Origin of the sequence: Haloarcula salina (assembly GCF_049603855.1) — an archaeon.
GTDB classification, from domain to species: domain Archaea; phylum Halobacteriota; class Halobacteria; order Halobacteriales; family Haloarculaceae; genus Haloarcula; species Haloarcula salina_A.
Window position 1 is genome coordinate 141433 of the sequence record NZ_CP187146.1, and the last position, 26305, is coordinate 167737.

A 26305-nucleotide genomic window follows, 5' to 3' on the forward strand; every position below is an offset into this window, starting at 1 on the left:
GCACGCACGTGTCCGAAGCAGCGTCACTCATCGGAGCGGTCGCGCTCGTCGTGAGTCTCGGCGTCACCGCCCAGCTGGTCGGGGACTGGCTCAAGATCCCCAGCGTCGCCTTCCTGCTGGTCGCCGGCGTGCTCGTCGGGCCGCAGGCGCTCGGGCTGGTCGACCCGGCGATGTTCGGCCAGACCGGCCTCCAGGCCATCGTCGGGCTCAGCGTCGGCATCATCGTCTTCGAGGGGGCGTACCACCTCACCGTCGAGCGGGTCCGCGAGGCCTCCCGGGAAGCGCTCGGCCTCGTGACGGTCGGCGCGTTCGTCTCGCTCGCCGGGACCGCCGTCGCCGTCAGGGTCGTCTTCGGGACCGGCTGGCCCGTGGCCGTCCTCGTCGGGAGCCTCCTCATCGCCACCGGGCCGACGGTCATCACGCCCATCATGCAGGTCGTCCCGGTGCGCGACCGGGTCGCCGCCGCGCTGGAGACGGAGGGCATCATCAACGACGTGATCGCGGCGATTCTCGCGGTCGCGACCTTCGAGTTCGTCGTCGCCAGTCGCTCGTCGCCGCTGGTCGTCGTCGAGGCGTTCGTGGCCCGCCTGCTGGTCGGGGTCGCCGTCGGCGTGCTCGTCGGCGGCGGCGTCGCGGCGCTGCTCAAGCGGATGAACCTCTCGACGGGGAACGCGCCACAGAACGCCCGCGTCGTGGTCCTCACCGCGGCGCTGATCGCGTACGCCGTGGGGAGCAGCCTGCTCTCCGAGGCCGGCATCGCGGCGGCGGCCGTCGCCGGCATCGTGATGGGGAACGCGGACATCCCCCACGAGGAGGACATCGCCGACTTCAAGGGCGGGATCACGCTGTTCGTCCTCTCGTTCGTGTTCGTCGTCCTGGCCGCCCAGCTATCGCTCGACGACCTGCGCGCGCTCGGCATCGGCGGCCTCGTCGTCGTCATCGTCGTCGTCGCGCTCCTCCGCCCGCTCGGCGTGTTCCTCTCGACGCTCGGCGGCCGGCTGACGCTCCGCGAGCGGGCGTTCGTCGGCGCGATGGGGCCCCGCGGCATCGTCCCCGCCAGCGTCGCGACGCTGTTCGCCATCGAACTCCGACCGGACGACCCCGCGGCCGCGACGGTCCTCGTCGGCACGGTCTTTCTCGTCATCTTCGCGACCGTCATGTTTCAAGGCGGCCTGGCCCGACACTTCGCGCAAGCCCTCGACATCCTCCCCATGCAAACGCTCATCGTCGGCGCCGGCCGCGTCGGCCGGGAACTGGCAACGCGCTACGAGTCACGCGGCGAAGAGGTGGTCCTGATCGACAAAGACCCGGACACCGTCGAGCGGGTCCGGGCCGACGGCCACCGCGTCGTCAGCGGCGACGCGACCGACGCCGCCGTCCTCGACCGGGCCGGCGCGGACCGCGCGGGCGTCGTCGTCGCCGCCACCGCGGACGACGACGTGAACCTCCTCGTCGCCCAGCTCGCGACGACGCGCTTCGACGTGGACACCGTGGTCGCCAGGGCGAACCAGCCGGACAACGTCGCGGCCTTCGAGGACCTCGACGTGGAGACCATCTCGGCGGGCTTCGCTGTCGCCGACGCCATCGACGACGCGGTCGAACGCCCCGCCCTCGCGCGCTGGCTCGCCGACTCCGCGCGCACCGGGGACGTGCTCGAAGTCGAACTCACGAACGAGACGCTGGTCGACCGCACGGTCGGGTCCGCCGTCGACGAACTGCCGGACGGCTGTCTGGTGGCGATGGTGAGCCGCAACGGCGACGACCGGGTCCCGGACAGCGACTTTCGTCTCGACGACGGCGACCACCTGACCCTGGTGTGCGAGACGAACGAGGCGATGCAGGACGCCCGGTCGCTGTGCCGGGGCGAGTAGCGGGCATCGGGAGCGCGAATCCGCGACGCGAAAAACGGGTGGTGACTACCGGATCTGGTCGAGCGAGACGGTCGCCGACCGGTCGGCGGTCACCCACTCGGTGACGGACTTCTGGATGTCCGAGGCGAAGATAGTGAGCTCCGTGGGATTCTCGGGGTCGTCGTACAGGCAGTCCAGTTCGAACTCCGGCGTCTCGTTCAGTTCGGTGTCCGACGGGGGCTCGGTGGTAACACTCATGAGTCAGGCGGAGGGCTTCGGGCGGCAGTTCTCACACAGCGGTGGGGCAGCGCGACTCGACTCGACGGGGACGCCGGTCCCGCACCGCGGGCACGTCCGGCGTGACCGAACGTACTCGGTGTGGGACTGAACGTGCGACATCTCAGGTTTCCCGCTCATATCTGTGATGAACGGGCACTTACTAAAAATACTTTTGGAAGTATATCCACATACTCCTTATATCGGTAAATGTACTTGAATTCGCGGGCCCACCGCGACGCATTCGAACGGAAAATCGCCGTCGAATCGAACACTCGACCGCCGCACCAGACCGATGCCACGCCCGTCGCCGTCGCTGCTGAACGGTCGAGCGAGACGGGAAAACGGGCGAATCGAACGCTGTCGTTCCGAACTGTGGAACGTCGCTCAGGCGTTCGCGACGGTTCTGAGAATCTCCGGCGCGTCGTCGAGCGCGTCGTCGAGCGCCTCGGCGTCAGGACCGCCGCCCTGCGCGAAGTCCGGCGGCCCGCCGCCGCCGCCGCCGACGCGGCCGGCCAGTTCGCCGACGACCTCGCCGGCGTCGACCTCGACGCCCTCGGGGACCGAGACGACGAACTGCGCGCCGTCGAGGCCCGAGCCCAGCACCGCGATCTTGCCCTGTTCGACGAGCGCGTTGGCCTGCGCGCGGAGTTCGTCCATGTCGGCGTCGATGCGCTGGACGACGGCCGTCACGTCGCCCACGTCGACCTCCTCGCTGTCCGCGCCGCCGCTGGCGCGGGCCTCCGCGAGTTGCTCTTTGAGCTGTTCGATCTCCTTGCCGCGGGCCTTCCACTCGTCGAAGAACCGCGCGGCGGTCTCGGGGACTGCCTCGGGGGCCACGTCGAGGACCTCGGCAGCCTCGGTGAGCGCGTCCTCGGTGCGCTGGGTGGCCTCGATGGCCGCGTTGCCCGCGGCGAACGACAACCGGATGACGCCGTCCTGAATCCGCTCGGTCCCGAGCAGTTTGATGGTCCCGATGTCGCCGGTGCGGGCGACGTGCGTGCCGCCGCAGGCCTGCACGTCCTCGGCCACCTTGATGAGTCGGATCTGCTCGCCCGCCGGGATGCCGCCCTGGTAGAGGTCGAAGCCGTGGCGCTCCTCGGCCTCGTTGCGGTCCGGCCACTCCTGGGTGACCGGGACGTTGTCCTGGACGATCTCGTTGGCGAGTGCCTCGATCTGTTTGACCTGCTCGCGGGTGACCGACTCGTAGTGGCGGATGTCGATGCGCGAGGAGTCGGTTCCCTTCTGCGCGCCGGCCTGGCGGACGTGCTCGCCGAGGATCTGCCGGGCGCTGTGGATGACGAGGTGCGTCGCGGTGTGGTGTTGCATCAGGCGCTTGCGGCGGGTGGCGTCGACCTGTCCGCGGACGAACTCGCCCTTGCCGGGGTCCTCGTCGCAGGTGTGGACGATCACGTCGCCGTAACGCTGCACGTCGGTCACCTCGGCGGTCACGTCGTCGGTCGACAGCGTCCCGTGGTCCGGTGGCTGGCCCCCGCCCTCGGGGTAGAACATCGTCTGGTCCAGCACCACGTCGTAGGTGTCCTCGTCGCGGTCGAACACCTCGAGGACGACCGCCTCGAACTCCGTCCGCTGCTGGTCCTCGTAGTAGAGCTGGTCGGTCTCGGGCAGCTCCGCGAGCTGGTCCGCGTACGGCGTCTCGGACTCCTCGGTGGTCCCGCCACCGCCGCCGTGGCGCTGGGCCACGACCGAGTAGAAGTCGTCGGGGACGTCGACGTCGACGCCCTTCTCGGCGGCGATCTCCTCGACCATGTCCGGCTGGATGCCGTGGGAGTCGTACAGTTCGACCAGCTCCTCGGTGGGGATGGCCTCGCCGCGCTCGGCGTACTCCTCGGCCAATTGGCGGACCCGCCGGCCGCCACGGTCGAGCGTCTCGCGGTACTTCTCGACCTCGGTGCGGACGATGTCCCGGACCGTGTCGCGGTTCTCGTAGCCGAGTCGCTCGGCCTGCATGTCGACGAGTTCGTCCAGCGGCGCGTCGACGCCGACGCCGTCCACCAGCCGCTTCGTGCGCCGGAGGACCATCCGCGCGAGGTAGCCCGTCCCGACGTTCGAGGGGACGATGCCGTCGCCGAGCATGTACGCGAGCGTCCGACAGTGGTCGGCGATGGCGTAGATGTCCTCGAGCGGAGCCATCAGCTCGCGCAGTTCCTCGACCTCGACGCCGACCTCGGCGGCGATGGTGTCGCGTTCGGCCTCGATGTCTTCTGCCTCGTCGATGTCCATCCGGCCCGCGAGCTTCGCGGCCTCGTGGACGATAGCCTCCTCCTCGTCGGTGAGCTCGATCCCGGCGTTGTCCTTGAGGAAAGCGATCGTGTCGGGGTAGATCGCCTCGTACACCGTCGGCGTCCCCTGGGACATCCAGGTCCAGCGCTCCAGCCCGTAGCCGGTGTCGACGATGTAGGTGTCCATCTCCGAGTACCGGTTCCCGTCTTTCATCTCGTAGTCGCCGTCGGGGTCCTGCTCCATCGACATGAAGACGAGCGTCGCCAGTTCGGCCCCGCGGTAGATGACCTCGAAGGCCGGTCCGGCGTTGCCGCCGCCGACCCACGGGTCCTCGATGAAGGTGAGTTCGTCGGCGTCGGCCCCCAGCTCCTCGAACAGTTCGACGCAGTACTCGACGGTCTCGTCCTTCCAGTACACCTCGCCCTGGTAGGCGTACTGTTCGGGGTCTTCGAGGTCCTCGCGGGCGTTGAATGCGTGGTGGGCCATCATCTCGAAGGCCATCGTGTGCCGGCCGGTCTTGCCGACGTTGTCGATGTCCTGCATCCGGATGCAGGGCTGGCTGATACACAGCGGGTTCGCCGGCGGCGGCGTCGTGCCGGAGGTCACCAGCGGCTGGAAGTCGTAGATCGACGCCTGGGTCAACAGTACGTCGTCGCGCCAGCGGTTGGCGGCGACCGGGTAGGGTTCGATGCGCTCGTGGTCGCGCTCCTCGAAAAAGGAGAGGAACGCCTCGCGCATCTCCGTCAGCGAGTACGCTTCGTCGAATCCGGGGTTGTCGATGAAGTCGTACTCCGCGCAGGGAGGTTCGCCGCAGGTGTCCTGATCGGTCCGAGACCAGAACTTCGCGCCACAGGAGTGACACTCCTGGCGTCGGAATCCCGCCTCGTCGAAATAGTCGAGTTGGTAGGCCTCGTCGAGGTCGCTCATTGGGGTACAGTTGGCCCACGTTCGCCTAAAACTGTTCCGAAGGGGGCCGCTTTTCCGCCCCTCACACCGTCACGGCGGACTCGCCGGACAGCGTCTTGGGGACGACGATCTGCTCGACCGTGGTCCCGCCGGACGGTGACGTGATGCGTAGCGTCGCCGTCTCGCCTTCCGGCAGCGGCTCGCCGAACGGTTGCGTGCCGCTGATATCGGACGACGTTCCCAGATCGAGCGAGATAGTGAAGCGGTCTTCGAGGTCGTTCAGCACCGGCTGGGACCCGTCGTCGTCCTGAACGGTCGAGATCTGGAACCGCCCGTCCGGGTTCCCCTGCGCGCCGCCCGATGCGAGCTGGTAGTAGGACCCGCTCGGGCCGATCCACTGGATCGTCGTCTTGTGGAGGTCGACGTTGCTCGCGCCCGGTCCCTTCTTCACCGTAATGTTGACGACGCCGACCTCGCTGTCGGCCGTGAAGTGGCTGCCGGTCATGCTCACCACCTGAATGCGGCTCGTCGTCGAGTCGCTGGACTGCTGGCCCGTGGCCTCGGCGGAACTCTGGAGGAACCCGGCCGTGTTGATGAGGACGCCGGCGGCGATGGCCGCGACGAGGACCATCGCGATGAACACGATGAGCGTCCCGATCCCCACCTGTCCCCGGTCGTCGTGCGCACCCGACGCCGACGGTCGTGATCGATCCATTTCAGTTACTGATATTCTACTTCCCAGTTACACATAAGGCTCACCCACCAGTTATCAGACGTGAGAAGGCTCGGAGTCCGCGATTTGCCGGCCGCCAGCCGACGCTACTCGTCCCGGGCGAGCGAGGCCAACATCGCTTCAAGCTGGACCCGCTCGTTCGCGCCGCGGGTGATCCGGTAGTCGGTCTCGCCGATGCGTTCCAGTACGCGGACGGCCGCCTCGTCGCTGACGTCGAACTCCCAGATGGAGCGGTGGAGCTGATCGATGATGTCGCCGCCCGCGATGCCCTCCTCGGTCAGCAGGCGGTCGAGGGTCGCGCGGGCCGCCGTGAAGTCGCCGTCGAGGGCCGACTGGACCATCTCTCTGATCTCCTCGGGCCGGGCCGTCGAGGTGATGGCGTACACCGCCTCTTCGTCGACCGTGTCGCCGCTGACGGAGGCCGCCTGCAGGCCGTTGATGGCCTTGCGCATGTCTCCGTCGGCGGCGTAGATGAGCGCGTCCAGCCCATCGTCGGTCAGTTCGATTCCCTCCTCGGCGGCGATGTGGCGGATCTCCTCGGCGACGGCGTCGTCGGCCAGCGGCGAGAAGCGAAAGACCGCACACCGCGACTGGATGGGGTCGATGATCTGACTGGAGTAGTTACACGAGAGGATGAAGCGGACGTTGTTCGAGAACTGCTCCATCGTCCGGCGCAGCGCGGACTGGGCGTCGCTCGTGAGGGCGTCGGCCTCGTCCAGGAAGATGATGCGGTACTCGTGGCCGCCGAAACTGGTCCGCGCGAAGTTCTTGATGCGGTCCCGGACCACGTCGATGCCGCGCTCGTCGGAGGCGTTCAGTTCGAGGAAGTGCTCGCGCCAGTCCTCGCCGTACAGCTCGCGGGCGATGGCCGTGGCGCAGGTCGTCTTCCCCGTCCCCGCCGGCCCGGAAAAGAGCATGTGGCTCAGATCGTTGCGAGAGACGTAGCTCTGGAGGCGGCCGACGATGTTCTCGTGGCCCATCACGTCGTCGAGAGTCTGGGGGCGGTACTTCTCGATCCACACTTCCTCGCGTCCCGCCCGCGACTCGGACTCGGCCTCGCTCATGGACGAATCGAGGCGTGGCCCGGTCTTAACTCTTACAAACTAAGCCCCGACCTCAAGTGGTTGTTCGAGAATCGGAGGTTGTCGTGAGTCCGAAAATTTTAGATTTTCTGACGACAACGCAGAGAGCGTGAGGGCGAATGAAACAGACTGCCGAGAAGACGGTCGTGGCGAAAATCCTCACCGACGACCTCACACAGTCGAAACTTGACGCTATCAACCATGAGTACGAAGCGTTCCAGCAATACGTTCGTGGTGATGAGGACGTAGACCTGTACTCGGCCACGAAACAATGCGCTGACGCCTATGTAGATACTGACAACCTACGCGACGACCACGACTACCCGTGGTTCATCCGCAACGACGTGTTCGCCGTTGGTGTTGACGTAGAGCAGCACGATACAGACCTGACGGACTGGTGGCTGAAACTCCCTGTCTCGCAGGTCTGGGGTGGCGTGAACGTCCCGATTCAACCGCACGACGAGATTCCAGACGAAACCGACGTGAAGGACTCGAAAATAGTTCGTGAGGATGGCAGCTATTACGCCCACCTCACAGTCCGGCAAGAGGTGGAAGTGAGCGAGGGGTACGACGGTGTTATCGGCGTAGACTTCGGAATCAGATGGGTAGCAACGTCGGTGGCGTTGCCGTCCCGAAACACCGAGTTCTACGGCAGAGAGATTCGTCGTATCCGTCGTCATTATCATGACCTTCGCACTCGTCTGCAAGAAAAGGGTGCCTACGACACGCTCCAGTCGGTCAAGGAGAAGGAGTCCCGCCGAGTGAACGACCGCCTCCACAAGATTTCCCGCGCTATCGTGGAGGAAGCGAAAGAGCGCCGTGCGCTTATCGTGGTCGGCGATCTCGAAGGTATCCAGAATCAAGACCGCGGAGCGGAGATGAATCGCCGACTCCACTCGATGCCACACCACACGTTAAAGAACTATATCGAGTACAAGGCGGCCTTCGCTGGTATCGCGGTGAAATCCGTGAACGAATATATGACGAGCCAGACCTGCTGGCGGTGTGGCGAGCAGGAAGCGACAACTCGTAGGGGACAGGGCCGACACCTATGTCACGAGTGTGGATTGGACGACAACGCAGATAAGAACGGTGCGACGAACATCGCAAAGAAAGGGCTGGGTAAGGACATCGCGTGCCCACTATCCAGTCTCGGCGCAGTTTGTGAGCCTGCGCTCCAACCGAGCGGTGCTGACCAAGCCTCTGCCACGGTACGCTTGCGAGCCGACTTGGAAACCCCTGCCTCAACGAAGCGAGCCGTCCAGCAAACGAAATAGGCAGGAGTAGTTCACACCCCGCGAGAGTCGACAGTCTCAGGTGCGTCGGCGGCCAACGGCGGGCATGCGCGTCACTGTCGACATCGCCGGCGAAGACACCCACGAACTGGAGGTCGGCGCGGACGCCACCTACGCCGACTTGCTCGCGCCCGTCGACCTGAGCCCCCACGAGGTGTCTGTCCTCGTCGACGGCGAGCACGTGCCCACCGACCAGCCCGTCGCGGCCGACCGCGTCCGCGTCGTGCGCCTCATCAAGGGCGGATAGTCCGCGATGCGCGTCCGCGAGGCCACCGAGGACGACCTGCCCGCCGTGATGAACGTCCTCGACGGCGCGGCCCTCGAGATCGACGTGGCGACGGTCCGCGCCGGTATCGCGGGCGACGGCACGCTCGTCGCGGTTTCCGGTGGTTTCGAGGGTGACGCGGCAACCGAGACCGACCGCGTCCTCGGCGCGCTCGTCCTCGACGGCGACCGCGTCGCGGCCGTGGCGGTCCGTCGCCGCCGCCGCGGACAGGGCATCGGGACGGCGCTCGTCGAGGCCGCGCTCGACCGCCGGGACCGGCTCATCGCCGACTTCGACGCGGACGTGCACCCGTTCTACGACCGACTGGGGTTCGACGTGGCACCGCTCGCCGCCGACGGCGACCGCTTTCGCGGCAGGTGCGAGTAGGGTCGAGTCAGTTCCGTCGGCCGGTCAGTTCCGCCGCCCGGTCAGTTCCTCGACGGACAGTTCGTACAGCGTCACGTCCATCTCGTCGGTCGGCTCGTCGAACACCCGGATCGGCGCGTAGCGCTCGTTGATCTCGACGGCTTCGTTGGCCGGATCGTCCTCGGGGACGGCCGTTATCGGCCCGCGGGCGACGACGCTCCAGCCGGTCCACGCCTCCGCGTCCGGCGTCGACTCTGTCTCGGTGACGACGTACGTCGCCGTCTCCGTCGCATCGAGATACGACGACTTCTCGCTCTCGCTCGTCTCGCCCAGGCGGAAGTACAGCGACCCGTCCTCGTAGTGGTGAAACACCGGGAAGGCGTACGCGTCGTCCCCGTCGGCCAGCGCGAGCACCCCCTCGACGGTCGATTCGAGGCACTCGCGGACGGCTTCGTCGGGCATCCCTTCCGTATAGGCGAACGCGATGTCGGTGTCCATGCGCCGACGACACGCGCCGCGGGCTTAAACGAGGGGCTCGACCAGGTCCCGCCCGGCGTCGAGCAGGTCGTCGACGCGCTCGTCGCTGCCGGCCTCGGCGTAGACGCGGAGCTTCGGCTCCGTCCCCGAGGGACGGACGAGCACCCACGTCCCGTCTTCGAGGCGGATCTTGAAGCCGTCGACGGTGTTGACGCCGTCGACCGCCACGCCGGCGAGGGCGTCGGGAAGCGCGACTTCGAGGTCTTCGAGGACGGCCGCCTTCCGGTCGTCGGGGCAGTCGACGCTGATTCTGTCCTGGTGGATCTCGCCGTGTTCGGCGAGCAGGCGGTCGACGCGCTCGTCGAGCGGCTCCTCGCGCTCGGCGGCGGCCGCGGCCAGCGCCATGATGACGCCGTCCTTGTTGCGGAGGTGGGCGGGCAGGCCGAAGCCGCCCGATTCCTCGCCGCCGAACAGCGCGTCGTGGTCGGCCATCGCCTCGGCGACCCACTTGAAGCCGACGGCGACCTCGTGGACGGCCTGCCCGTGGGCCTCGGCGACGCGGTCGACGATGCTCGACGTGGAGACCGTCCTGACCACGTCGCCCGACGCGTCCTCCAGCAGGAAGTCGTACATCGCGGCGAAGAACAGGTTCGGGTCGAGGTAGCCCCGCTCCGGCGTGACGATGCCGATGCGGTCGGCGTCGCCGTCGTTGATGACGCCCAGCGCCGCGTCGCCGTCGCAGACGTGCTCGACGAGTCCCGCGGAGTTCTCGGCCGACGGCTCGGGCGACCCGCCGCCGAACTCGGGGTCCTGCTCGCAGTTGAGCCGCGTCACGTCGGCCCCGGCGGCGGCGAGGAGGTCGTCCGTGACGCCGCGACCGCTCCCGTACAGCGCGTCGTAGGCGACCGGGAGGCCGTCGAGGTCGGCGTCGACGAACGACAGCGCGTGCTCGCGGTAGGGGGCGACGAGGTCTTCTTCGGCTCGCTCGCCCCACTCCTCCTCGGGCAGCGGGTCGAGCACGGCGAGGTTCTCCTCGAAGGCGGCCGTCCAGTCCGGGAGCGCCGGCGACCCGTCGCCGGGGATGAACTTCACGCCGTTGTACTCCGGGGGGTTGTGGCTGGCCGTGATCTGGAGCGCGCCGGCGAGGTCGCGGTCCTTGACCGTCCACGCGACGACCGGCGTCGGCGTGTCCCGTTCGGGGAGGAGCACGTCGAAGCCGTTCGCCCGCAACACCTCGGCCAGGTCGTCGGCGAACCCGGGCGAGGTCTCGCGGGCGTCGTACCCGATCGCCACCGTTCCGGTCGCGCCGCGCTCGGAGAGCGTCGTGGCGACCGCCTGTCCCACCATCCGTACCCGCGGCGTGGTGAAGACGTCGAGCGTCGCCCGCCACCCGTCCGTTCCGAAGGCGATCGCGCCCGCGTCGACATCCGCGTCGTGTGTCATACCGGCGCTTCTCGGGGATGGGTCAAAAAATCACGCCCGGTGCGGCGGCCGTCGGTTTCGGGCGCTCCTGTGGCCGCGCTCAGGGGTCGAACGCGTCCTCGGCGTCACTCGACTCGACGAGGCGCTCCTTTTGCGCTCTGGCGCGCTGTTTGAGTTCGTACTCGCGGCTCATCGCCGCCGATCGCGAGTCGAAGGACTCGACGTGGACGAGTTCCACCGGCGTCCGCCCGCGGGTGTACTTCGCGCCCTCGCCCGCGTCGTGTTCGCGGACGCGCCGCTCGACGTCGGTCGTGTATCCGGTGTAAAACGTTCCGTCGCTACACCGGAGGACGTACACGTAATGGGGGCTCCGCGTGGTGGTCATCGCACGATCCCGTCGGCCCAGCGGGCCTCACACTTCGTGGGCGCGCTCTCTCGATACCTCGGCGATGCCAGCGTTCGCCGAGCAGTTCGGGCAAGCCCTGATGTGTCCGCGCTGATCCGCGAACACCCGGGCGAACTGGTCCGAGACGTGCGCGCCGCAATGGTCACATTCAGGCATCGTGTTCGTCGGCGACACCACCGCCGACACCTGTGACTATGCGTGACGGACGCATAACGGTTTACCCAAATGATTGGGTACTCTCTCCCGATTTCGTCGGAACTGTCACCGCGCATCGTCGAGCTGTCTGGCGATCAGGCCGGCCTGCGTCCCGGCGGTGAACCCGGCGTCGATGTTGACCACGGAGAGGGCGGTACAGGACTGGAGCATCCCCGAGAGCGCCGCCTGGCCCTCGCCGCCGTGACCGTAGCCGGTCGAGACCGGCAAGCCGATGATCGGAACGTCCACGAGGCCGGCGACAACTGTCGGGAGCGCCCCCTCACGGCCCGCGGCGATGATGAGCACGTCCTGGTCGCGCAGGCGCTCGACGGCGTCGATCGTCCGGGCGAGGCTCGCGACGCCCACGTCGTCGATACGCGTCACCGTCGCGCCCATCTCCCGGACCACGAGGGCGGCCTCACCGGCCGGGACGGCGTCGGACGTGCCGGCGGTGACGATGCCGACCGCGGCGTCTAAGTCGGGGCGCTCGAAGTCCGGCGTCGTCGCGACGAGCCAGTGCGAGCGGTCGTTCCACCGCACGGTCGCCTCCGGAACGGCGGTCGCGAGCCGCTCCGAAACGGCCGCCGCCGTCTCGTCGCCGATTCGCGTCACCAGCGCCCGGTCCGTCGTCTCGATGGCTGTCGCCGCCAGGTCCGCCACCTCGGCGGGCGTCTTGCCGTCAGCGAGGATGGCCTCGGGGACGCCGGCCCGCTCCTCGCGCGCGGCGTCGAACCGTCCCGCCCCGCTGGTCGCGTAGCCTGAAAGCGACGCTTCGGCCTCGGCGGGGGAGAGGTCGCCCGCCGCGACCGCGTCGAGTATGTCGCGCATGGGGGACAGTCGGCGGTCCGCCTACTCCTATCCGTCGGTCCGCGGTCGCCCCTCGATGGCCCGCCTGACTTGCCGTTTCGGAGAGCGCGCGCGAGCGGCCCGCGACCGAAGACTCGCCGCCACAGCCGTCTGTTTCCGGCAGAAACGGGTATTATGACCACCCAAAGGCAACAAAATAACTGATTTATAAGGGGTCGAAGACCGAATATCGCCTCAAACTGCCGCGAATACCGGCGAGAGCGAACCGATTGGAGAAAGTATATAAGCAACCCCCGCGGATGCCTCGTCTGTATGGCAGACCTAATCGTCAAAGCCGCCGTTAAGGAAGAGCTCAGCGACATGAACGTAGCGTCCGACTTCTACGACGCGCTCGACGCGGAAGTCGAGGAGCTGCTCGAGGACGCAGCCCGCCGAGCCGACGAGAACGACCGCAAGACGGTCCAGCCGCGCGACCTGTAAGGTCGTTCAGCACGACGTTTTTTTGCAGCGCTCGACCCGACAGCGACAGCTATCGTAGCTCCCTGACCGAGACGCCGTCGTCGGTCCCGACGTGGACTTCGTCCGCCAGCCCGACGAACAGCCCGTGCGCGACGACGCCCGGCGTCTCCGAGAGGCGTCCGGCGAGCGCCGCTGGGTCCTCGATCGCGCCGAAGTCGCAGTCGAGCACGAGGTTCCCGTTGTCGGTGACGACGGGGCCGTCCTTGCGCTCGGCCCGGCGGAGGTCGGGCTCTCCGTCCAGCGCTTCGACCGCCTCGGCGACCGTCGAGCGGGCCATCGGGAGGACTTCGACGGGGACGGGGTGTGCCAGCACGTCGGCCTCCTTCGTCGGGTCCGCGACGACGAGAAAGCGGTCGGCGCTCGCATCGACCACCTTCTCGCGGGCGTGGGCCGCACCCCCGCCCTTGATCAGGTCGCCGCCGGCCACCTCGTCGGCCCCGTCGATGGCGAGGTCGACCGACGCGTCGTCGAGGTCCGCGAGCGGAATCCCGCAGTCGCGGGCCAGTTCGCGCGACTGGAAGGAGGTGGGGACGCCGACCACGTCGAGGCCGGCGTCGACGGCCCGGCCGATGGCGCGGATGGCGTGGGCCGCCGTCGATCCGGTCCCCAGACCGACGACCATCCCGTCCTCGACCGCCTCGGCCGCCGATTCCCCCGCTGCGCGTTTCGCCGCGTCGGTGCCGCCCTGTTTCATGTGCGCAGGGTCGACAGACGCGGACAAAACGTTTGTTCTCCGGACCGCAACGTCCGCTATGGCCGACTGCACGTTCTGCGGGCGTCCGGTCGAGGCTCACGACCCCCTGTACCTCAGCGAGACGCCGGGCGGCGATCCGACGAGCCAGTTCTGCAACTACGGCTGCCTGTCGGCGCACGTCGACGCGGCCGACCTGACGACCGGGTCGGCCTGCGAGTGGTCGCCCGATCGGTAGCGCCGGACGCTCCGACCGCCGGACCGGCGACTCCTCGGGTAGACAGCGGCAGCAAAAACGCGGGGGCGGGGCGACGGTGACCGCTCACCCGGTGAACTGGTGGTACTCCAGACCCTTGTGCTTCATCTCGTTGTGTTTGCGTTCGAGGAACGAGTACACGGAGCCGTGGGGCGCGCCGTCGAGCAGCATCTCGGCGGCCTCGCGGACCGCGTCGACCTGCTCCGGGCCGCCGATGATGCCGAGCGTCGAGCCGTAGATGACGACGGCCGCCCCGGTGAGTTCCTGCATGAGTTCCCGCGTCCGCCCGCCTTCGCCGATGAGCCGCCCCTTCTGGCGGCGGAAGTCGTTCTTGTTGCGCGAGGCGGCCTCGATGTCGATGAGTTCGAACATCATCATGTCGTCGTCCAGCAGCGCCAGCGCGTCGTCCGGCGCGAACCCGCGGCCGATGGCCTTGACGATGTCCGGCCCCTTCAGCCCCGTAACCGGGTCCCCCACGGACTCGACTTTGACCGTGCCGTCCTCCGAGTCGATGTCGAGCCGAACTTCCGCCCGCGATTCGATCTCGCGCATCGTCTCACCTCCCTCGCCGATCAGCACACCGATCCGGTCCTGCGGAATCTTCACGTGTTGCATAAGTATACGTCCCCGTAGGAGGTTCAGCCTGTTTAAAACTTCGGCGTCGGTCCCGCCGTGCTGAACGCGGTCTGTCCCGACTACTCCTCGTCGCGGCGGTCCGCGGGCGTGCCCTGTGGCACGGCGTCGTCGTCGCTGCCCGGCGCGGTGTCGTCCTTGTCTTTCGGGGTCGCGTACTCCTGGACGTACGCGAGCAGGTCCTCTGGCGTGGCGTCGACGCCCTGCCTGGCGAAGAAGTTCGCGACGTTGCGACAGTCCCGTTCGAGGAACTCCTCGGCGTTGGGGTGGTGGATGGTCACCGCCTGGCCGAGGTCGATGATGTACAGCTGGCCCTCGTGGAAGACGACGTTGTACTCAGAGAGGTCGCCGTGGACGAGGCCGGCGTCGTAGAGCCGCCGGACGTACTCCTTGACGACCTCGTAGGCCGTCTCGGGATTCTCGATGTGGACCTCGTTGAGCCGCTTCGCTCGCCCTTCCTCGGTCCCGAGGTATTCCATCACGAGGACGTTGCGCTCGACAGCGATGGGCTTCGGCGTGCGGACGCCGGCCCGGCGGGCGCGCTTGAGGTTCGAGGACTCCTTGCGGACCCACGCGGTGACGACCTTCTTCTTGTCCGAGCCGATGCCCTCGAAGCGGGGGTCCCCGTCGAGGTAGCCCCGCATGTCCGTGAAGTCGGAGGCGTTGATGCGGTAGACCTTGACCGCCACCTCCTCGTCGCCCGACAGCGCGGTGTAGACGTTGGCCTCTTTCCCCGTCGATATCGGCCCGCCGAAGGCGTCGATGTGGCCGTCCTGGACGAGTTTGTACAGCGCGCCGTAGGTCGCGTCGTCGAAGACGCTGGCCTCGACCTTGAACTGGTCTGCGTCCTTGATGCGCTTGCGGAACTCGCTGAACTCACGGTCGCGCTTGCGTGCGATTCGGTCGGCCTCCGTGTCCGAGACGTCGAGTTCCTCCCACTCGTCGCCCGGTGCGTCGGCCTCGTCAGTGTCGAGGAGGCCGAACTGTCCCTCGGTCACGCTTTGTCCCCCGTCGGCGCCGCGGCAACGAGCATACGGTCGTTACTCCTGAATGTGTCCCTCCTCGCGGAGCTGGTCCGCGTCCTGCTTCTCGTAGCGCCAGGTGATGTCGGCCTTCTCGTCTTGCCAGTCCCACGGTTCCACGAGGACCACGTCGTCCTCGCGGATCCAGATGCGCTTTTGCATCTTGCCCGGAATCCGGGCGGTGCGCTCGACCCCGTCCATGCAGCGTACCTTGACGCGGTTCGCGCCGAGCATGTCTTTCACGACCGCGAACACCTCGTCGTCCTCCGGCATGCGGAGGTTCTTCCTGCTGTCGTTGTCGCTCATGGTCGGTACTTCGACGGGGAGAGGTTTAAGGTTTGGAAAATTCCGACCGCGAGTCGCGTCCGAGACCGCCGCACGGGGTGGGACAGACGTGTGCTGGGGCCGTCTCGGTACGAGCCGGGAGCGGCGACCGGCCGCTAGTCAGCGCCGAGACAACCGACCCACGAGCAGTCGGTGCAGGTCTCGATACCCGTCTCGGTGGTCGTCTCGCTGCGACAGCGTGGGCAGACGGTGCCGATTTCGGGCGGCTGGACGGCCTTACTCATCGGTGATGATGTCCGCCGAGAGGCCCTGTGCCATCTCGATGTCCTTGGAGTTGTTCAGCGTCCAGGCGGTGCGCTCGGTGACGGCCTCGATGACTTCGCGGCCGCTCGGGAGGCCGTTGCCGGACTTCTTGACGCCGCCGAAGGGCAGGTGGACCTCTGCGCCGATACAGGGGAGGTTCCCGTACGCGAGGCCGATCTCGGCCTCGTCGCGGAACTGATTGATCTCGCGGTAGTCCTCCGAGATGATTGCGCCGGCGAGGCCGTAGTCGACGTTGTTATGCATCTCCAGGGCCTCGTCGAAGTCGCCTGAGTACTTCAGCAGGGCGACGTGCGGGCCGAAGACCTCCTCGTTGATGCAGCGCAGGTCCTCGTCGTAGTCGATCTCGTAGACGAACGGGCCGACCCAGTGGCCCTCCTCGTGGCCCTCGGGGATCTCGTCGGCGTCGAGGTCGGCACGGTCGACGAGGACGTTCGCGCCCTCGTCGCGGGCGAGGTCGTTGTACTTCTGGAACTTCTCGACCTGTCCGGCCTCGATGAGCGGCCCCATGAAGGTGTCCTCGTCGAGCGGGTCGCCGACGGCGATGTCCTCGGCGATATCGACGAAGCGCTCTTTGAACTCGTCGTAGACCTCCTCGTGGACGATGAGGCGCTCGGAGGAGACACAGCGCTGGCCGGTCGTCTTGAAGCTCGACATCACGGCCGAGTGGACGGCAACGTCGAGGTCGGCCTGCTCGCTGACGACGACGGCGTTCTTCCCGCCCATCTCGCAGGCGGCGATCTTGCCGGGCTGGCCGCCGACCTTCGAGGCGATCTTGTGGCCGACCTCGGCGCTACCCGTAAAGAGGACCGTCTCGACGCGGTCGTCCTCGACGATGGCGTTCCCAGCGTCGCCGTAGCCCTGGACGAGGTTGAACACGCCGTCGGGGATGCCCGCGTCCTCGAACATCTCGGCGACGATATGGGCGCACCACGGCGTCTGTTCGGCGGGCTTCCAGACGACGGTGTTGCCCTCGACCAGCGTGACTGCGAGATGCCAGAACGGGATGGCCACCGGGAAGTTCCACGGCGTGATACAGCCGACGACGCCCTTGGGCTTGCGGCGCATGTAGGCGTCCTTGCTGGCGATTTCGGAGGGGACCACGTCGCCGTGGGGGTGGCGGGCGTTGCCGGCGGCCCACTCGACCATGTGCCAGGACTCGGTCACGTCGGCCAGCCCCTCGCTGATCTCCTTGCCGCACTCCTTGGTGACGATCTCGCCCAGTTCCTCGTGGCGGTCGCGAAGCTCGTGGTAGATCTCCCAGAGGTACTCCGCGCGGTCGATGTGCGAGAGCGAGCGCCACTCGTCGTAGGCGTCCTCCGCGGCGGCCAGCGCCCGGTCGACGTCGTCTTCGGTCCCGCGGTGGAACGACGCCAGTTCCTCGCCCGTCGCGGGGTTTCGGCTCGCGAACGTCTCGTCGCCTGTCCCGGCGGTCCATTCGCCGTCGATGTAGTGCTTCCGTGAGTCGTCGGTACTCATGAACGGTACTGTACGCTAGTCACACCAATAGGTTCCCCCGTCCATGGTCAGGGGTCGTCACTTGCCCCGCGGTGGGCGACGCCCCGACGACCTCGGTGGCCTACCATGGTCGGGGTTTCACTTATGAACACTAGGTTTATTGGCGTTCGTATCGTGCTTGTTCGTATTATCCCTCGATACGGAGGGACGGTATCATGAGCGAATCACAGACTGACGACGGCGGGCTCCAGTTGACGCTGAGCATCTGGCACCCGAAGTGCTGGACGCTGGAGGTCACCGACGAGACGGCCGCTGGCCTGCTCGCCCACGGCGTGTACAACACCAAGAACCAGAACGTCAAGGGGCTGTTCACCGCGTACGCGGACAGTATCACCGACGTGGACGAACTCATCGAGGCGACCAGAGAATCGGACCTGACCGAGTCGGTGCTGGAACTGCGCGAGCGCCACGGGGCGACCGGAACCGGATCGCCGCCGGGGAACACGACGCGCGAGCTGTTCGTCGAGTACGACCCCGACAACACCATCAGCGACAGCCTGCTGTCACGTGGATTCATCCACAACGACCCCGTCCGCGTCCGGCACGGTCGCGAGCACTGGCCGGTGTTCTTCCCCGGGACGCGTGACGAGGCCGAGACCGCCATCGCCGAGATTCGCGAGGAGAAAGACGCCGACATCGAGGTGACGCGCATCACCTCGGCCGGCGGGAGCAACCCCCAGCAGCTCCGGCGGATGGACCGCCTCTCTGACAGCCAGCGCGAGGCGTTCGAACTCGCCCGGCAGGAGGACTACTACGCGTGGCCCCGAGGCATCTCGACGCGGGAACTCGCGTCGGAACTGGGCGTCTCGAAGACGACGCTGCTGGAACACCTCCGCAAAGCCGAGGCGAAACTGCTCGACCCGGACCCGCGGTAAGACTCAGTTCAGAACCGCCCGGACCGCAAACAGCGCGTTCTCCTTGCGCTCGCGGACGCGCCGGTAGAAGTACGAGAACCACTTCTCGCCGTAGGGGATGTACTGCCACGTCGGGACGCCTTCCGCGGCGAGGTCTCGCTGTGCGTCCTCGCGGACGCCCATCAGCATCTGCACCTCGTAGTCCGTGCCGTACTCGTCGTGGAGGTCGCGCGCGTAGTCGATCATCGCCGGGTCGTGACTGCCGACGGCGATCCCGCCCTCGAACTGCTCGAACATCAGTTCGAGGCAGTCCTCGTAGGCCTCGTTGACGCGCGCTTTCTGCTTGTAGGAGACGCTCTTGGGCTCGGAGTAGGCCCCCTTGACCAGCCGAACCTTGCCGGGGAGCGGCGCGAGCCGTTCGAGGTCCTCGGGCGTGCGCTTCAAGTTCGCCTGCGTGCAGACGCCGACGCCGCCGTCGTGTTGCGTGACCAGGCGCTCGTAGGCGTCGAGCGTCACGTCGGTCGTGGTGTAGTCCTCCATGTCGACCCAGACGAACACGCCGTGCTCGTCGCCCGCCGCGACGATGCGTTCGAGGTTGTCGACGAACACCTCGTCGCCCACGTCCAGCCCGATCTGGGACGGCTTGACCGAGACGCAGCAGTCGAGTCCGCTCCCGGCGATGTCCTCGATGAGCGAGACGTACGCGTCGGCGTCTTCGTCGGCCGGCGGCCGCTCCTCGTAGTGTTCGCCGAGCAGATTCAGGATGCCGTATACGCCGTCGTCGTTCAGCGACGCGACGTGATCGAGCGCCTGTGGAGCCGACTTCCCGGCGACGAAATTACTCGCGATCGGGGGGATCATTGTCGATTACGAACCACTATATGGGCCTAAACAAACACCCTACCAAAAATATCCCCAGGATACAGTTGAAATTAATGTCGCTGCCTTCTCCGCCCACATCCGCTTCGTGTATCCGGTACGATTTCTCAGATCCACGGCCCGATATAACAGGATTAATCATGCACTCTTTACATCTACACACTGATTCTCGAAATACGTTCCTGTTCGTAAAAATCGGTCACAGGGGTACCGATAGCGGTGTAAACGAGCGAACAGAACGCGTGACCTACCATGGACGGGGACAGGGTTATACATAGTGTTACGTAACAGAACAGCAGAATCCTATGAACGACCACGAAGACCGTTCGATCGACCGACGTAGCGTAATCAAAGCCGCCGCAAGCGCGGGACTCGTCGGCCTCGCCGGCTGTTCCGGCGGGGCGCCGGAGGAGAGCGGAAGCGGCGGCGACGGCGGGAGCGGCGATGGCGGGAGCGGCGACGGCGGAAGCGGCGAGGGCGGGTCGACAGACTCCTCGACGGCGTCCGGCGGGGACACCTACACCATCGGCATGGTGGACAGCCTTTCGGGGTCGCTGTCGGCGTTCGGCCAGCGGAACCAGCGCGGGAAGGAGATCGCGCTCGACGCCGTCAACGCGGTCGGCGTCAAGGGCGGCGAACTGGCGATCTCCCAGCAGGACGACCAGAGCACGAGCCAGGGCGGGGTCAGCGCGGCCCAGACGCTCGTCAATCAGGAGGGCGTCCCGCTGCTCATCGGGACGGTCGGCAGCGGTGTCAGCACGGCCATCTACGAGAGCGTCGTCAAGAACACCGACGTGGTCCAGATCAGCCAGAACAGCACCAGCCCGTCGCTGACCGACCTCCCGGGCCTCCTGCGGATGCCGCCGACCGGTTCGGCACAGGCGTCTGCGCTCTCGACGATGGTCTCCGACGACGGACACGGCAGCGTGGCGCTGGCCTGGATCAACAACAGCTACGGCGAGGCCATCGGCGAGGCCTTCGTCGACAGCTACGAGGGCGAGATCGTCTACAACGAGCCCCACGACCAGGGGAAGGCGTCCTACAGCAACGTCATCTCGTCGATGGCCGACACCGACGCCGACGCGTGGGTGTTCCTCACGTACCAGCCGGAGTTCGCCACGATGTCGCAGGAGGCGTTCGACCTCGGCGTGACCGACCAGGCCGCCTGGTACGGCGGCGACAGCGTCAAGGGGCCGAAAGTCCTCGAAGCAGCGCCCGAGGGGAGCCTCGACGGCATGAAGGCCGTCGTTCCCAGCGTCCCGCAGGACGCCGAGAACTACCAGGCCTTCGTCGAGGAGTTCGAGAGCCGCTTCGGCGAGGAACCGACCTCGTGGTCGGCGTACGCCTACGATGCCGTCGTCGTCAGCGCGCTCGCCATCCAGGCGGCCGACGAGTTCACCGGCGCGGCGCTCAGCGAGGTCGTCCGCGACGTGACCCGTCCGGAGGGCCAGGAGGCGACCTCCTACGAGGAGGCCCACCAGATTCTCGCCGAGGGCGGCAGCCCCGCGGACGTGGACTACACTGGCGTCAGCGGCCCCATCGACCTCGACGAGAACGGTGACCCGGTCGGCTTCCTCCAGATCTTCGAGGTCGTGGACCACGCCTACGAGTCGGCCGGTACCATCGAGGGCTGAGGCGGACACCACCCCATTCTCACTAATGGCGCAGATATTACAGTACCTGGCGAACGGGCTGGTATACAGTAGCATCATCATCCTCGGGAGCATCGGGCTCTCGCTGGTCTACAGCATCGCCGACTTCGCGAACTTCGCCCACGGCGACACGATGACGGTCGGCGCGTACGGGAGCTTCGTCGCGTTCGGCCTCCTCGGCGGGATGGGCGGCTCGCTGCTCGGACTGCCGCTCGGCTTCTACGTGTCGCTGCTCGTCGGGATGGCGCTCGCCGCCGCCATCGCCGTCCTGACGCATCTGGCAGTCTACGAACCGCTCGATACGGACTCCATCGGCCTGCTCATCACGAGCATCGGCGTGGCGTTCGTCTACCGGGCGTCGCTCATGGGCATCTTCGGGACCGACTTCCTGCAGTACGACATCACGCGTAGCGGTCCGATCCCGTTCCTGCTGGAGAACTTCGACGTGGCGATCACCCAGCGGGACGTGGCTATCGTCGTCAGCGCGGCGGTCCTCGTCGGGTCGCTGCACTTCCTGCTCCAGCGGACGACGCTGGGCCGGAAGATGCGTGCGACGGCCGACAACCCCGACCTCGCCCGCGTGAGCGGCATTCGGACCGACCGCGTCATCCTCGTGATGTGGGTCATCGGAAGCGCGCTGGCCGCGGCCGGCGGCGTCTTCCTGGCGCTCTACAGCCAACTGGACCCGCGCATCGGCTTCGGCATCCTGCTGGTCGTCTTCGCTGCCGTCATCGTCGGCGGCATCGGCTCGGTGTACGGCGCGATGCTCGGTGGCCTCCTCATCGGGATGATCCACGAACTGACGCCGCTGCTCGGCGATATCGGCATCCCCATCGGGACCGCCTACGCGCCGGCCATCGCGTTCGTCATCATGGTCGCGGTCCTGTTAGTCAAACCGCGCGGCATCGCGGGTGATCTGACGTGAGCGCGCTCGACATGGGTGCGTTCTCCGCCCGCGAGAAGGGCGTCGCCGGCCTCCTGACCGGGGTCGGCGTCCTCCTGCTCATCGCCGTGGTCTCCGGCGTGCTCGCGCCGGCGTACCTGCTGTATCTGGTCTCGCTGTCGGCGATGTACATGCTCCTCTCGATGGGGCTGAACGTCCAGTGGGGCTACGGCGGCCTCATCAACTTCAGCGTCGCGGCGTTCTTCGGCCTCGGCGCGTACGGATCGGCGCTCCTGACGGCGAACTCCTCGCCCATCGCGGGCAACGTCAGCCCGATCATCGCGCTGTTCGGCGGCCTCCTCCTCGCCGCGGTCCTCGCGGTGCTCATCGGCTACCCGACGCTGAAACTGCGTGACGACTATCTCGCCATCGCCTCGCTCGGCCTCGCGGAGGTCGTCCGCATCTTCATCCTCAACGAGAACCAGTGGACCGCCGGCAGCGCCGGCCTGACCGGTATCCCGCTGTTCTTCGCCGACTGGCCGGTGCTCGGCGACCTGAGTTATCCCTACGTGTTCCAGGTCGGCGGCACGGCCATCTTCTACATGCGTCAGCCGGTCATCACCGGCCTGCTGAACCTCGTGCTGGTCGGCGCGTTCGTCGCCGGCGTCTATCTCTTCCTGCGACGCATCCACCGGTCGCCGTGGGGGCGCGTCCTGCGGACGATCAAGACCGACGAGGACCTCGCCGAGACGCTCGGCAAGGACACGTTCGCGTTCAAGATGCAGGCGTTCGTCATCGGCAGCCTCATCATGGCGCTCGCGGGCGTCTTCTACACCCACCTCGTGCTGTACGTCAGCCCGCCGGACCTCCAGCCCATCACGACGTTCTACGTCTGGGTCGCCGTCATCCTCGGCGGGACCGGCAGCGACCGCGGCGCGATGCTCGGCGGCTTCACCATCGTCGCCATCCAGCAGGGGACGCGCTTCCTGAACGACGCCGTTCAGCTCCCCATCGGGCCGGCCCCGCTACGGTTGATGCTCGTCGGCCTGCTCATCATCCTCATCGTGAGGCTCCGCCCGGAGGGGATCCTCCCGCCGGAGCGCGAACTGATCTGGCCAGACGCCATGCGGGGTGACCGCGATGAGTGAGCAGTCGCTCGTCTCCGACGGCCCCGTCCTCGACAAGGCCGACCCGGTCCTCCTCGCGGAGGGACTGGAGAAGCGCTTCGGCGGCCTCGTCGCCACGGACAACGCCTCGATCGCCGTCGAGCGCGGCTCGATCACGGGCCTCATCGGCCCGAACGGGGCCGGCAAGTCGACGCTGTTCAACCTCATGTCGGGCTTCTACGAGCCCGACGGCGGCCGGGTCACGGTCAACGGCGTCGACGTGACTGGCAAGGAGCCACACGAGATCGCCGACCAGGGGATGATCCGAACGTTCCAGACGCCGCGCAAGCCCGAGGACATGACCGTCCGCGAGGCGCTGCTGGTCGGTCCTCACGACCAGACCGGCGAGTCGATCATCCCGCTGTTCACGTCGCCCTCGACCGTCGAGCGCGAGGAGCGGCGGTCGCTGGAGCGCGCCCAGGAGATGCTGGAGCGCTTCGAGATCGGCGACCTCGCGACCCAGCCCGCCACGGACCTCTCGGGCGGGCAGATGAAGCTGGTCGAACTTGCCCGCGGGATGATGGCCGAGCCGGACCTGCTCTTGCTCGACGAGCCCGTCGCCGGGGTCAACCCCGTCCTCGCGGACAAGCTCGCCGGCTTCATCGAAGAACTCAACGAGGAGGGGATCACCTTCCTCATCATCGAACACGACATGAGCTTCATCATGCGACTGGCCGACCCGATCATCGTCCTCAATCAGGGCAGCGTCCTCGTCGAGGGACCGCCGGAGGCGGTCCGCAGCGACGAGCGCGTCATCGACGCCTACCTCGGAGGGCCGTCCGAATGAGCCAGCCGATCCTCACCGTCGAGGGCGTCGACAGCGGCTACGGCGAGGTGCAGGTGCTCGACGACCTCTCGCTGACGCTCGAAGAGGGCGAGATCGCCTGCCTCGTCGGTCCGAACGGGGCCGGCAAGTCGACCGTCCTCAAGACGGTGTTCGGCATGCTGGAGCCCTGGACCGGGTCGGTCCGCCTCGGCGACCGCGAAATCGGCGGCATGGCCCCCGAGGACATCGTCCGCATCGGCGTCGGCTACGTGCCACAGACCGAGAACGTGTTCGGTTCGCTGACCATCGACGAGAACCTCCGGATGGGTGGCGTCGCCCGCGACGGCGGCCTCGAAGCAGTCGTAACCGAGTTGTACGATCGGTTCCCCATCCTCGACGAGAAGCGCACCGCCAAAGCCAAGACGCTCTCGGGCGGTCAGCGGCAGGTGCTCGCATTCGCCCGCGCGCTCGTGATGGAGCCAGACGTGCTCCTCATCGACGAGCCAAGCGCCGGACTGGCCCCGAACACCGCCGCGGAGGTGTTCGAAGACGTGGTCACGGTCAACGAACTCGGCACCTCCATCCTGATGGTCGAACAGAACGCCCGTGAGGGGCTTGGCATCTCCGACCGCGGGTTCGTCCTCGACCAGGGCTCGGTCGAGTTCGAGGGCGACGCCGCGTCGCTGCTCGACGACCCCGAGGTCTCCCGGCTCTACCTCGGCGGCGAATCGAGGCACTGACCCGCGGCCGCCGAGTCGGCGTTCTCTCGCCGACCGCGGCCATCAGCGACAGCCTGAGTCACTGACGAATCGACGGACGAACGCCTCTCTCTGACGCTTTACATCACATGAATGCGACACGCCGTATCGGCGGTTTCGGAACAGTTCGATGACCAGGACGGAACGGATACTCGGCATCCTCGCCCCGCTCACGACCGCGATCATCTGGGGTGGGATGTACGTCGTCAGCAAGTGGGGGTTCGATGCGATTCCACCCGTGACGCTCGGGTTCTTTCGGGTCGCCCTCGGCGCGGTGGCGCTGGTCGCCATCGTCGGGTACAACGAATCGACCCGGACGCCGACGCGGGCGGACTGGCGCGGATTCACGGGACTCGGCGCGCTGGTCACCGCGACCATCGTCACGCAGTTCGTCGGGACGGACCTGACGACGGCCAGCCAGGGGTCGCTGCTGACCGTCGCGACGCCCGTCGCCACGCTGTTGCTCGCCGCCGTGGTCGTCGACGAGCCCCTCACCCGCGCGAAAGTCACCGCCGTCGGACTCGCGACCGTCGGGACCGTGCTCGTCGTCGCAGACGGCGGACTCGACGGGAGCCTCGACCCGGCCGGCGTCACCGCGCTGCTGGGCGCGAGCGTGGCCTGGGCCGGCTACACCGTCTGGGGCAAGCCGCTCGTCGCGCGCTTCTCCGCGCTGGAGACCGCCACCTACGCCACCGTCACCGCGGCGCCGATGCTGGCGGTGCTCGCGGCCGGGGAACTGTGGCTACTGGGCCGCTCCGTGTGGTCGCTCCCGACGGACCCGGCGGTGCTCGCCGCCGTCGCCTACCTCGGCTTTCTCGCCACCGCGGTGGCCTGGTACCTCTGGTACAAGGGGCTCGAATACGTCGACGCCGGCACGGTGTCGGTGCTGTTCGTGGTCCAACCGCTCGTCGGAACGGCCCTCGGCGCGGCCCTGCTGGGCGAGCAGATCGGTCCGTGGTTCCTCGTCGGGGGGACGCTCCTGCTCGCGGCCGTCGTGGTCGTCGGCCGGGCGCGGTCCTGACGGCGCGCGCCGACCGTAACGACAACACAAAAATGCCCCCCATGCCATATCGCCTGCAAATGACCGTGACGCTCCCGACCGACGCCGACGAGTGGGCCGCCGCGTGGCGTGACCGGATCAACGACCGAGCCGAGTTCGCCGACGCGGCGGCGGGCTTCACCGCCACGTTCTGCTTCGAGATCCGCGACGACGACACCTACGTCGGCGACCCGGTGCAGTTCCGGGTCGACATCGAGGACGGCGTCTGCACGCACGCGGCGACCGACGACGACCCAGACTACGACTTCGCGCTCCGTGGACCCTACGGCGAGTGGGTGTCGATGCTGCGGGGGGAACTCGACGTGTCGGCCGCCGCGATGGACGGAACCTTCGCGATCGAGGGCGACACGATGACGCTCCTGCGCCGGCAGGACACCATCGCGGAGATGGTCGCCGCGGCCCAGAACGTCGACACCGAGTTCGAGCACTGACCGACGGGCTTTTGTCCCGCGGCCCGGCGAACACGGATATGCTCGACAAACTCGGTGCCGTCGGCCTCGCCGGCGTCGCCGTCCTGCTCGGCGGCATCGGTCTGGTCGCGTGGAAAGCGCCGATCGTCGCCGTCGGTATCGCGCTTGTCGTCGGCGGACTCGGCCTCGTCGTCTACGGACTCGTCTCCAGCCTGCTCGGCGCGTTCGGGATGGGAATGGGCGGCGGCATGGGCGGTGGCGGCATGGGCGGCGGCGGAATGCCCTGACGACCGTCGCAACCGAACCCC

Annotated in this window: 32 protein-coding genes; 16 read left to right on the forward strand and 16 right to left on the reverse strand. The window is 67.4% G+C overall.

Features of this window, described 5'->3' with window-relative positions; genetic code table 11:
* Nucleotides 1-8: 8 nt before the first annotated feature.
* Entirely contained in the window at nt 9-1871 is a 1863-nt protein-coding gene (locus ACOZ4I_RS00765; protein ID WP_424002050.1) for a cation:proton antiporter, read from the forward strand.
* Nucleotides 1872-1916: 45 nt separating this feature from the next.
* Here the strand turns inward: ACOZ4I_RS00765 and ACOZ4I_RS00770 are convergent, their stop codons facing one another.
* Nucleotides 1917-2108, reverse strand: a complete 192-nt coding sequence (locus tag ACOZ4I_RS00770; RefSeq protein WP_424002052.1) for a hypothetical protein — start codon at nt 2106-2108, stop codon at nt 1917-1919.
* On the opposite strand from ACOZ4I_RS00770, the gene ACOZ4I_RS00775 reads away from it, so the two are divergent.
* Nucleotides 2107-2238: a hypothetical protein gene (locus ACOZ4I_RS00775; protein WP_424002054.1), complete on the forward strand. Its 132-nt coding sequence runs from the start codon at nt 2107-2109 to the stop codon at nt 2236-2238. The genes ACOZ4I_RS00770 and ACOZ4I_RS00775 overlap by 2 nt on opposite strands.
* 275 nt (nt 2239-2513) lie before the next feature.
* On the opposite strand, the gene alaS is transcribed toward ACOZ4I_RS00775, so the two are convergent.
* From alaS to ACOZ4I_RS00790, 3 genes are all read right to left on the reverse strand, one after another.
* Nucleotides 2514-5297: an alanine--tRNA ligase gene (gene alaS, locus ACOZ4I_RS00780; protein ID WP_424002056.1), complete on the reverse strand. Its 2784-nt coding sequence runs from the start codon at nt 5295-5297 to the stop codon at nt 2514-2516.
* Between the two features lie 61 nt (nt 5298-5358).
* A complete protein-coding gene (locus tag ACOZ4I_RS00785; RefSeq protein ID WP_424002058.1) occupies nt 5359-5991 on the reverse strand; it encodes an archaellin/type IV pilin N-terminal domain-containing protein in 633 nt (210 codons plus the stop codon).
* A 104-nt stretch (nt 5992-6095) separates the two neighbouring features.
* Nucleotides 6096-7073, reverse strand: a complete 978-nt coding sequence (locus ACOZ4I_RS00790) for a replication factor C small subunit (protein ID WP_424002060.1) — start codon at nt 7071-7073, stop codon at nt 6096-6098.
* Between the two features lie 137 nt (nt 7074-7210).
* Here ACOZ4I_RS00790 and ACOZ4I_RS00795 point away from each other — a divergent pair, with 137 nt between their 5' ends.
* The 3 genes from ACOZ4I_RS00795 (at nt 7211) to ACOZ4I_RS00805 (ending at nt 9038) form a co-directional block, all read left to right on the forward strand.
* A complete protein-coding gene (locus tag ACOZ4I_RS00795; protein ID WP_424002062.1) occupies nt 7211-8368 on the forward strand; it encodes an RNA-guided endonuclease InsQ/TnpB family protein in 1158 nt (385 codons plus the stop codon).
* A gap of 64 nt (nt 8369-8432) precedes the next feature.
* Nucleotides 8433-8633 carry a ubiquitin-like small modifier protein SAMP2 gene (gene samp2, locus ACOZ4I_RS00800; RefSeq protein WP_424002064.1) on the forward strand — a complete coding sequence of 67 codons (201 nt, stop codon included), beginning with the start codon at nt 8433-8435 and terminating at the stop codon, nt 8631-8633.
* Nucleotides 8634-8639: 6 nt separating this feature from the next.
* On the forward strand, nt 8640-9038 hold the full coding sequence (locus ACOZ4I_RS00805) for a GNAT family N-acetyltransferase (RefSeq protein ID WP_424002066.1): 399 nt from the start codon (nt 8640-8642) through the stop codon (nt 9036-9038).
* Between the two features lie 24 nt (nt 9039-9062).
* On the opposite strand, the gene ACOZ4I_RS00810 is transcribed toward ACOZ4I_RS00805, so the two are convergent.
* The 5 genes from ACOZ4I_RS00810 to larB form a co-directional block, all read right to left on the reverse strand.
* Nucleotides 9063-9515 carry a pyridoxamine 5'-phosphate oxidase family protein gene (locus ACOZ4I_RS00810; RefSeq protein WP_424002068.1) on the reverse strand — a complete coding sequence of 151 codons (453 nt, stop codon included), beginning with the start codon at nt 9513-9515 and terminating at the stop codon, nt 9063-9065.
* A 24-nt stretch (nt 9516-9539) separates the two neighbouring features.
* Nucleotides 9540-10937, reverse strand: coding sequence for a phosphoglucomutase/phosphomannomutase family protein (locus ACOZ4I_RS00815; protein ID WP_424002070.1), 1398 nt, complete (start codon nt 10935-10937; stop codon nt 9540-9542).
* A gap of 79 nt (nt 10938-11016) precedes the next feature.
* On the reverse strand, nt 11017-11301 hold the full coding sequence (locus tag ACOZ4I_RS00820; RefSeq protein ID WP_424002072.1) for a GIY-YIG nuclease family protein: 285 nt from the start codon (nt 11299-11301) through the stop codon (nt 11017-11019).
* Between the two features lie 27 nt (nt 11302-11328).
* A complete protein-coding gene (locus ACOZ4I_RS00825; protein WP_424002074.1) occupies nt 11329-11478 on the reverse strand; it encodes a DUF7563 family protein in 150 nt (49 codons plus the stop codon).
* Between the two features lie 105 nt (nt 11479-11583).
* Nucleotides 11584-12345, reverse strand: coding sequence for a nickel pincer cofactor biosynthesis protein LarB (larB, locus tag ACOZ4I_RS00830; protein WP_424002076.1), 762 nt, complete (start codon nt 12343-12345; stop codon nt 11584-11586).
* A gap of 291 nt (nt 12346-12636) precedes the next feature.
* Here larB and ACOZ4I_RS00835 point away from each other — a divergent pair, with 291 nt between their 5' ends.
* Nucleotides 12637-12804, forward strand: a complete 168-nt coding sequence (locus tag ACOZ4I_RS00835) for a DUF1931 domain-containing protein (RefSeq protein WP_424002078.1) — start codon at nt 12637-12639, stop codon at nt 12802-12804.
* Nucleotides 12805-12853: 49 nt separating this feature from the next.
* Here the strand turns inward: ACOZ4I_RS00835 and rpiA are convergent, their stop codons facing one another.
* Nucleotides 12854-13537 carry a ribose-5-phosphate isomerase RpiA gene (gene rpiA / locus ACOZ4I_RS00840; protein ID WP_424002080.1) on the reverse strand — a complete coding sequence of 228 codons (684 nt, stop codon included), beginning with the start codon at nt 13535-13537 and terminating at the stop codon, nt 12854-12856.
* Between the two features lie 58 nt (nt 13538-13595).
* On the opposite strand from rpiA, the gene ACOZ4I_RS00845 reads away from it, so the two are divergent.
* On the forward strand, nt 13596-13772 hold the full coding sequence (locus ACOZ4I_RS00845; RefSeq protein ID WP_424002082.1) for a hypothetical protein: 177 nt from the start codon (nt 13596-13598) through the stop codon (nt 13770-13772).
* Between the two features lie 84 nt (nt 13773-13856).
* On the opposite strand, the gene ACOZ4I_RS00850 is transcribed toward ACOZ4I_RS00845, so the two are convergent.
* The 5 genes from ACOZ4I_RS00850 to ACOZ4I_RS00870 all read right to left on the reverse strand — a co-directional run bounded on the left by ACOZ4I_RS00850 (nt 13857) and on the right by ACOZ4I_RS00870 (nt 17530).
* The gene (locus tag ACOZ4I_RS00850; RefSeq protein WP_424002084.1) at nt 13857-14405 is read right to left on the reverse strand and encodes a KH domain-containing protein; all 549 of its coding nucleotides are present in this window, start codon (nt 14403-14405) and stop codon (nt 13857-13859) included.
* Nucleotides 14406-14485: 80 nt separating this feature from the next.
* Nucleotides 14486-15421: a serine/threonine-protein kinase Rio1 gene (gene rio1, locus ACOZ4I_RS00855; protein WP_424002086.1), complete on the reverse strand. Its 936-nt coding sequence runs from the start codon at nt 15419-15421 to the stop codon at nt 14486-14488.
* Between the two features lie 42 nt (nt 15422-15463).
* The gene (gene eif1A / locus ACOZ4I_RS00860; RefSeq protein WP_424002088.1) at nt 15464-15751 is read right to left on the reverse strand and encodes a translation initiation factor eIF-1A; all 288 of its coding nucleotides are present in this window, start codon (nt 15749-15751) and stop codon (nt 15464-15466) included.
* 134 nt (nt 15752-15885) lie between these two features.
* Nucleotides 15886-16014: a hypothetical protein gene (locus tag ACOZ4I_RS00865; RefSeq protein WP_424002090.1), complete on the reverse strand. Its 129-nt coding sequence runs from the start codon at nt 16012-16014 to the stop codon at nt 15886-15888.
* Nucleotides 16007-17530, reverse strand: coding sequence for an aldehyde dehydrogenase family protein (locus ACOZ4I_RS00870; RefSeq protein WP_424002092.1), 1524 nt, complete (start codon nt 17528-17530; stop codon nt 16007-16009). Before ACOZ4I_RS00870 ends, ACOZ4I_RS00865 begins: the two co-directional genes overlap by 8 nt.
* A 194-nt stretch (nt 17531-17724) precedes the next feature.
* On the opposite strand from ACOZ4I_RS00870, the gene ACOZ4I_RS00875 reads away from it, so the two are divergent.
* The gene (locus ACOZ4I_RS00875; RefSeq protein ID WP_424002094.1) at nt 17725-18444 is read left to right on the forward strand and encodes a helix-turn-helix domain-containing protein; all 720 of its coding nucleotides are present in this window, start codon (nt 17725-17727) and stop codon (nt 18442-18444) included.
* A 3-nt stretch (nt 18445-18447) separates the two neighbouring features.
* On the opposite strand, the gene ACOZ4I_RS00880 is transcribed toward ACOZ4I_RS00875, so the two are convergent.
* A complete protein-coding gene (locus ACOZ4I_RS00880; RefSeq protein ID WP_424002096.1) occupies nt 18448-19284 on the reverse strand; it encodes a proline dehydrogenase family protein in 837 nt (278 codons plus the stop codon).
* A 323-nt stretch (nt 19285-19607) separates the two neighbouring features.
* Between ACOZ4I_RS00880 and ACOZ4I_RS00885 the strand changes: the two genes are divergently transcribed.
* From ACOZ4I_RS00885 to ACOZ4I_RS00920, 8 genes are all read left to right on the forward strand, one after another.
* On the forward strand, nt 19608-20936 hold the full coding sequence (locus ACOZ4I_RS00885) for an ABC transporter substrate-binding protein (protein ID WP_424002098.1): 1329 nt from the start codon (nt 19608-19610) through the stop codon (nt 20934-20936).
* Nucleotides 20937-20961: 25 nt separating this feature from the next.
* A complete protein-coding gene (locus ACOZ4I_RS00890) occupies nt 20962-21879 on the forward strand; it encodes a branched-chain amino acid ABC transporter permease (protein WP_424002100.1) in 918 nt (305 codons plus the stop codon).
* A complete protein-coding gene (locus ACOZ4I_RS00895) occupies nt 21876-22985 on the forward strand; it encodes a branched-chain amino acid ABC transporter permease (protein WP_424002102.1) in 1110 nt (369 codons plus the stop codon). Before ACOZ4I_RS00890 ends, ACOZ4I_RS00895 begins: the two co-directional genes overlap by 4 nt.
* Complete coding sequence (locus ACOZ4I_RS00900; RefSeq protein ID WP_424002104.1) at nt 22978-23790, forward strand: ABC transporter ATP-binding protein; 813 nt, start codon at nt 22978-22980, stop codon at nt 23788-23790. Before ACOZ4I_RS00895 ends, ACOZ4I_RS00900 begins: the two co-directional genes overlap by 8 nt.
* Nucleotides 23787-24509 carry an ABC transporter ATP-binding protein gene (locus ACOZ4I_RS00905; protein WP_424002106.1) on the forward strand — a complete coding sequence of 241 codons (723 nt, stop codon included), beginning with the start codon at nt 23787-23789 and terminating at the stop codon, nt 24507-24509. Before ACOZ4I_RS00900 ends, ACOZ4I_RS00905 begins: the two co-directional genes overlap by 4 nt.
* 148 nt (nt 24510-24657) lie before the next feature.
* Complete coding sequence (locus ACOZ4I_RS00910) at nt 24658-25548, forward strand: DMT family transporter (protein WP_424002108.1); 891 nt, start codon at nt 24658-24660, stop codon at nt 25546-25548.
* Nucleotides 25549-25607: 59 nt separating this feature from the next.
* Nucleotides 25608-26018, forward strand: coding sequence for an SCP2 sterol-binding domain-containing protein (locus ACOZ4I_RS00915; protein WP_424002110.1), 411 nt, complete (start codon nt 25608-25610; stop codon nt 26016-26018).
* 38 nt (nt 26019-26056) lie between these two features.
* Nucleotides 26057-26284: a DUF7470 family protein gene (locus tag ACOZ4I_RS00920; protein WP_424002112.1), complete on the forward strand. Its 228-nt coding sequence runs from the start codon at nt 26057-26059 to the stop codon at nt 26282-26284.
* Nucleotides 26285-26305 lie beyond the last annotated feature (21 nt).

Coding starts and splice junctions, on each gene's coding strand:
- ACOZ4I_RS00810 (WP_424002068.1), bottom strand. CDS start 9,515: ATGGACACCGACATCGCGTTCGCCTATACGGAAGGGATGCCCGACGAA.
- ACOZ4I_RS00890 (WP_424002100.1), top strand. CDS start 20,962: ATGGCGCAGATATTACAGTACCTGGCGAACGGGCTGGTATACAGTAGC.
- ACOZ4I_RS00915 (WP_424002110.1), top strand. CDS start 25,608: ATGACCGTGACGCTCCCGACCGACGCCGACGAGTGGGCCGCCGCGTGG.
- ACOZ4I_RS00770 (WP_424002052.1), bottom strand. CDS start 2,108: ATGAGTGTTACCACCGAGCCCCCGTCGGACACCGAACTGAACGAGACG.
- larB (WP_424002076.1), bottom strand. CDS start 12,345: ATGCGCGACATACTCGACGCGGTCGCGGCGGGCGACCTCTCCCCCGCC.
- ACOZ4I_RS00775 (WP_424002054.1), top strand. CDS start 2,107: ATGAGTCAGGCGGAGGGCTTCGGGCGGCAGTTCTCACACAGCGGTGGG.
- ACOZ4I_RS00795 (WP_424002062.1), top strand. CDS start 7,211: ATGAAACAGACTGCCGAGAAGACGGTCGTGGCGAAAATCCTCACCGAC.
- ACOZ4I_RS00870 (WP_424002092.1), bottom strand. CDS start 17,530: ATGAGTACCGACGACTCACGGAAGCACTACATCGACGGCGAATGGACC.
- ACOZ4I_RS00885 (WP_424002098.1), top strand. CDS start 19,608: ATGAACGACCACGAAGACCGTTCGATCGACCGACGTAGCGTAATCAAA.
- ACOZ4I_RS00805 (WP_424002066.1), top strand. CDS start 8,640: ATGCGCGTCCGCGAGGCCACCGAGGACGACCTGCCCGCCGTGATGAAC.
- rpiA (WP_424002080.1), bottom strand. CDS start 13,537: ATGAAACAGGGCGGCACCGACGCGGCGAAACGCGCAGCGGGGGAATCG.
- eif1A (WP_424002088.1), bottom strand. CDS start 15,751: ATGAGCGACAACGACAGCAGGAAGAACCTCCGCATGCCGGAGGACGAC.
- ACOZ4I_RS00910 (WP_424002108.1), top strand. CDS start 24,658: ATGACCAGGACGGAACGGATACTCGGCATCCTCGCCCCGCTCACGACC.
- samp2 (WP_424002064.1), top strand. CDS start 8,433: ATGCGCGTCACTGTCGACATCGCCGGCGAAGACACCCACGAACTGGAG.
- ACOZ4I_RS00785 (WP_424002058.1), bottom strand. CDS start 5,991: ATGGATCGATCACGACCGTCGGCGTCGGGTGCGCACGACGACCGGGGA.
- ACOZ4I_RS00845 (WP_424002082.1), top strand. CDS start 13,596: ATGGCCGACTGCACGTTCTGCGGGCGTCCGGTCGAGGCTCACGACCCC.
- ACOZ4I_RS00825 (WP_424002074.1), bottom strand. CDS start 11,478: ATGCCTGAATGTGACCATTGCGGCGCGCACGTCTCGGACCAGTTCGCC.
- ACOZ4I_RS00900 (WP_424002104.1), top strand. CDS start 22,978: ATGAGTGAGCAGTCGCTCGTCTCCGACGGCCCCGTCCTCGACAAGGCC.
- ACOZ4I_RS00920 (WP_424002112.1), top strand. CDS start 26,057: ATGCTCGACAAACTCGGTGCCGTCGGCCTCGCCGGCGTCGCCGTCCTG.
- ACOZ4I_RS00815 (WP_424002070.1), bottom strand. CDS start 10,937: ATGACACACGACGCGGATGTCGACGCGGGCGCGATCGCCTTCGGAACG.
- ACOZ4I_RS00905 (WP_424002106.1), top strand. CDS start 23,787: ATGAGCCAGCCGATCCTCACCGTCGAGGGCGTCGACAGCGGCTACGGC.
- alaS (WP_424002056.1), bottom strand. CDS start 5,297: ATGAGCGACCTCGACGAGGCCTACCAACTCGACTATTTCGACGAGGCG.
- ACOZ4I_RS00880 (WP_424002096.1), bottom strand. CDS start 19,284: ATGATCCCCCCGATCGCGAGTAATTTCGTCGCCGGGAAGTCGGCTCCA.
- ACOZ4I_RS00865 (WP_424002090.1), bottom strand. CDS start 16,014: ATGAGTAAGGCCGTCCAGCCGCCCGAAATCGGCACCGTCTGCCCACGC.
- ACOZ4I_RS00850 (WP_424002084.1), bottom strand. CDS start 14,405: ATGCAACACGTGAAGATTCCGCAGGACCGGATCGGTGTGCTGATCGGC.
- ACOZ4I_RS00875 (WP_424002094.1), top strand. CDS start 17,725: ATGAGCGAATCACAGACTGACGACGGCGGGCTCCAGTTGACGCTGAGC.
- ACOZ4I_RS00790 (WP_424002060.1), bottom strand. CDS start 7,073: ATGAGCGAGGCCGAGTCCGAGTCGCGGGCGGGACGCGAGGAAGTGTGG.
- ACOZ4I_RS00835 (WP_424002078.1), top strand. CDS start 12,637: ATGGCAGACCTAATCGTCAAAGCCGCCGTTAAGGAAGAGCTCAGCGAC.
- ACOZ4I_RS00820 (WP_424002072.1), bottom strand. CDS start 11,301: ATGACCACCACGCGGAGCCCCCATTACGTGTACGTCCTCCGGTGTAGC.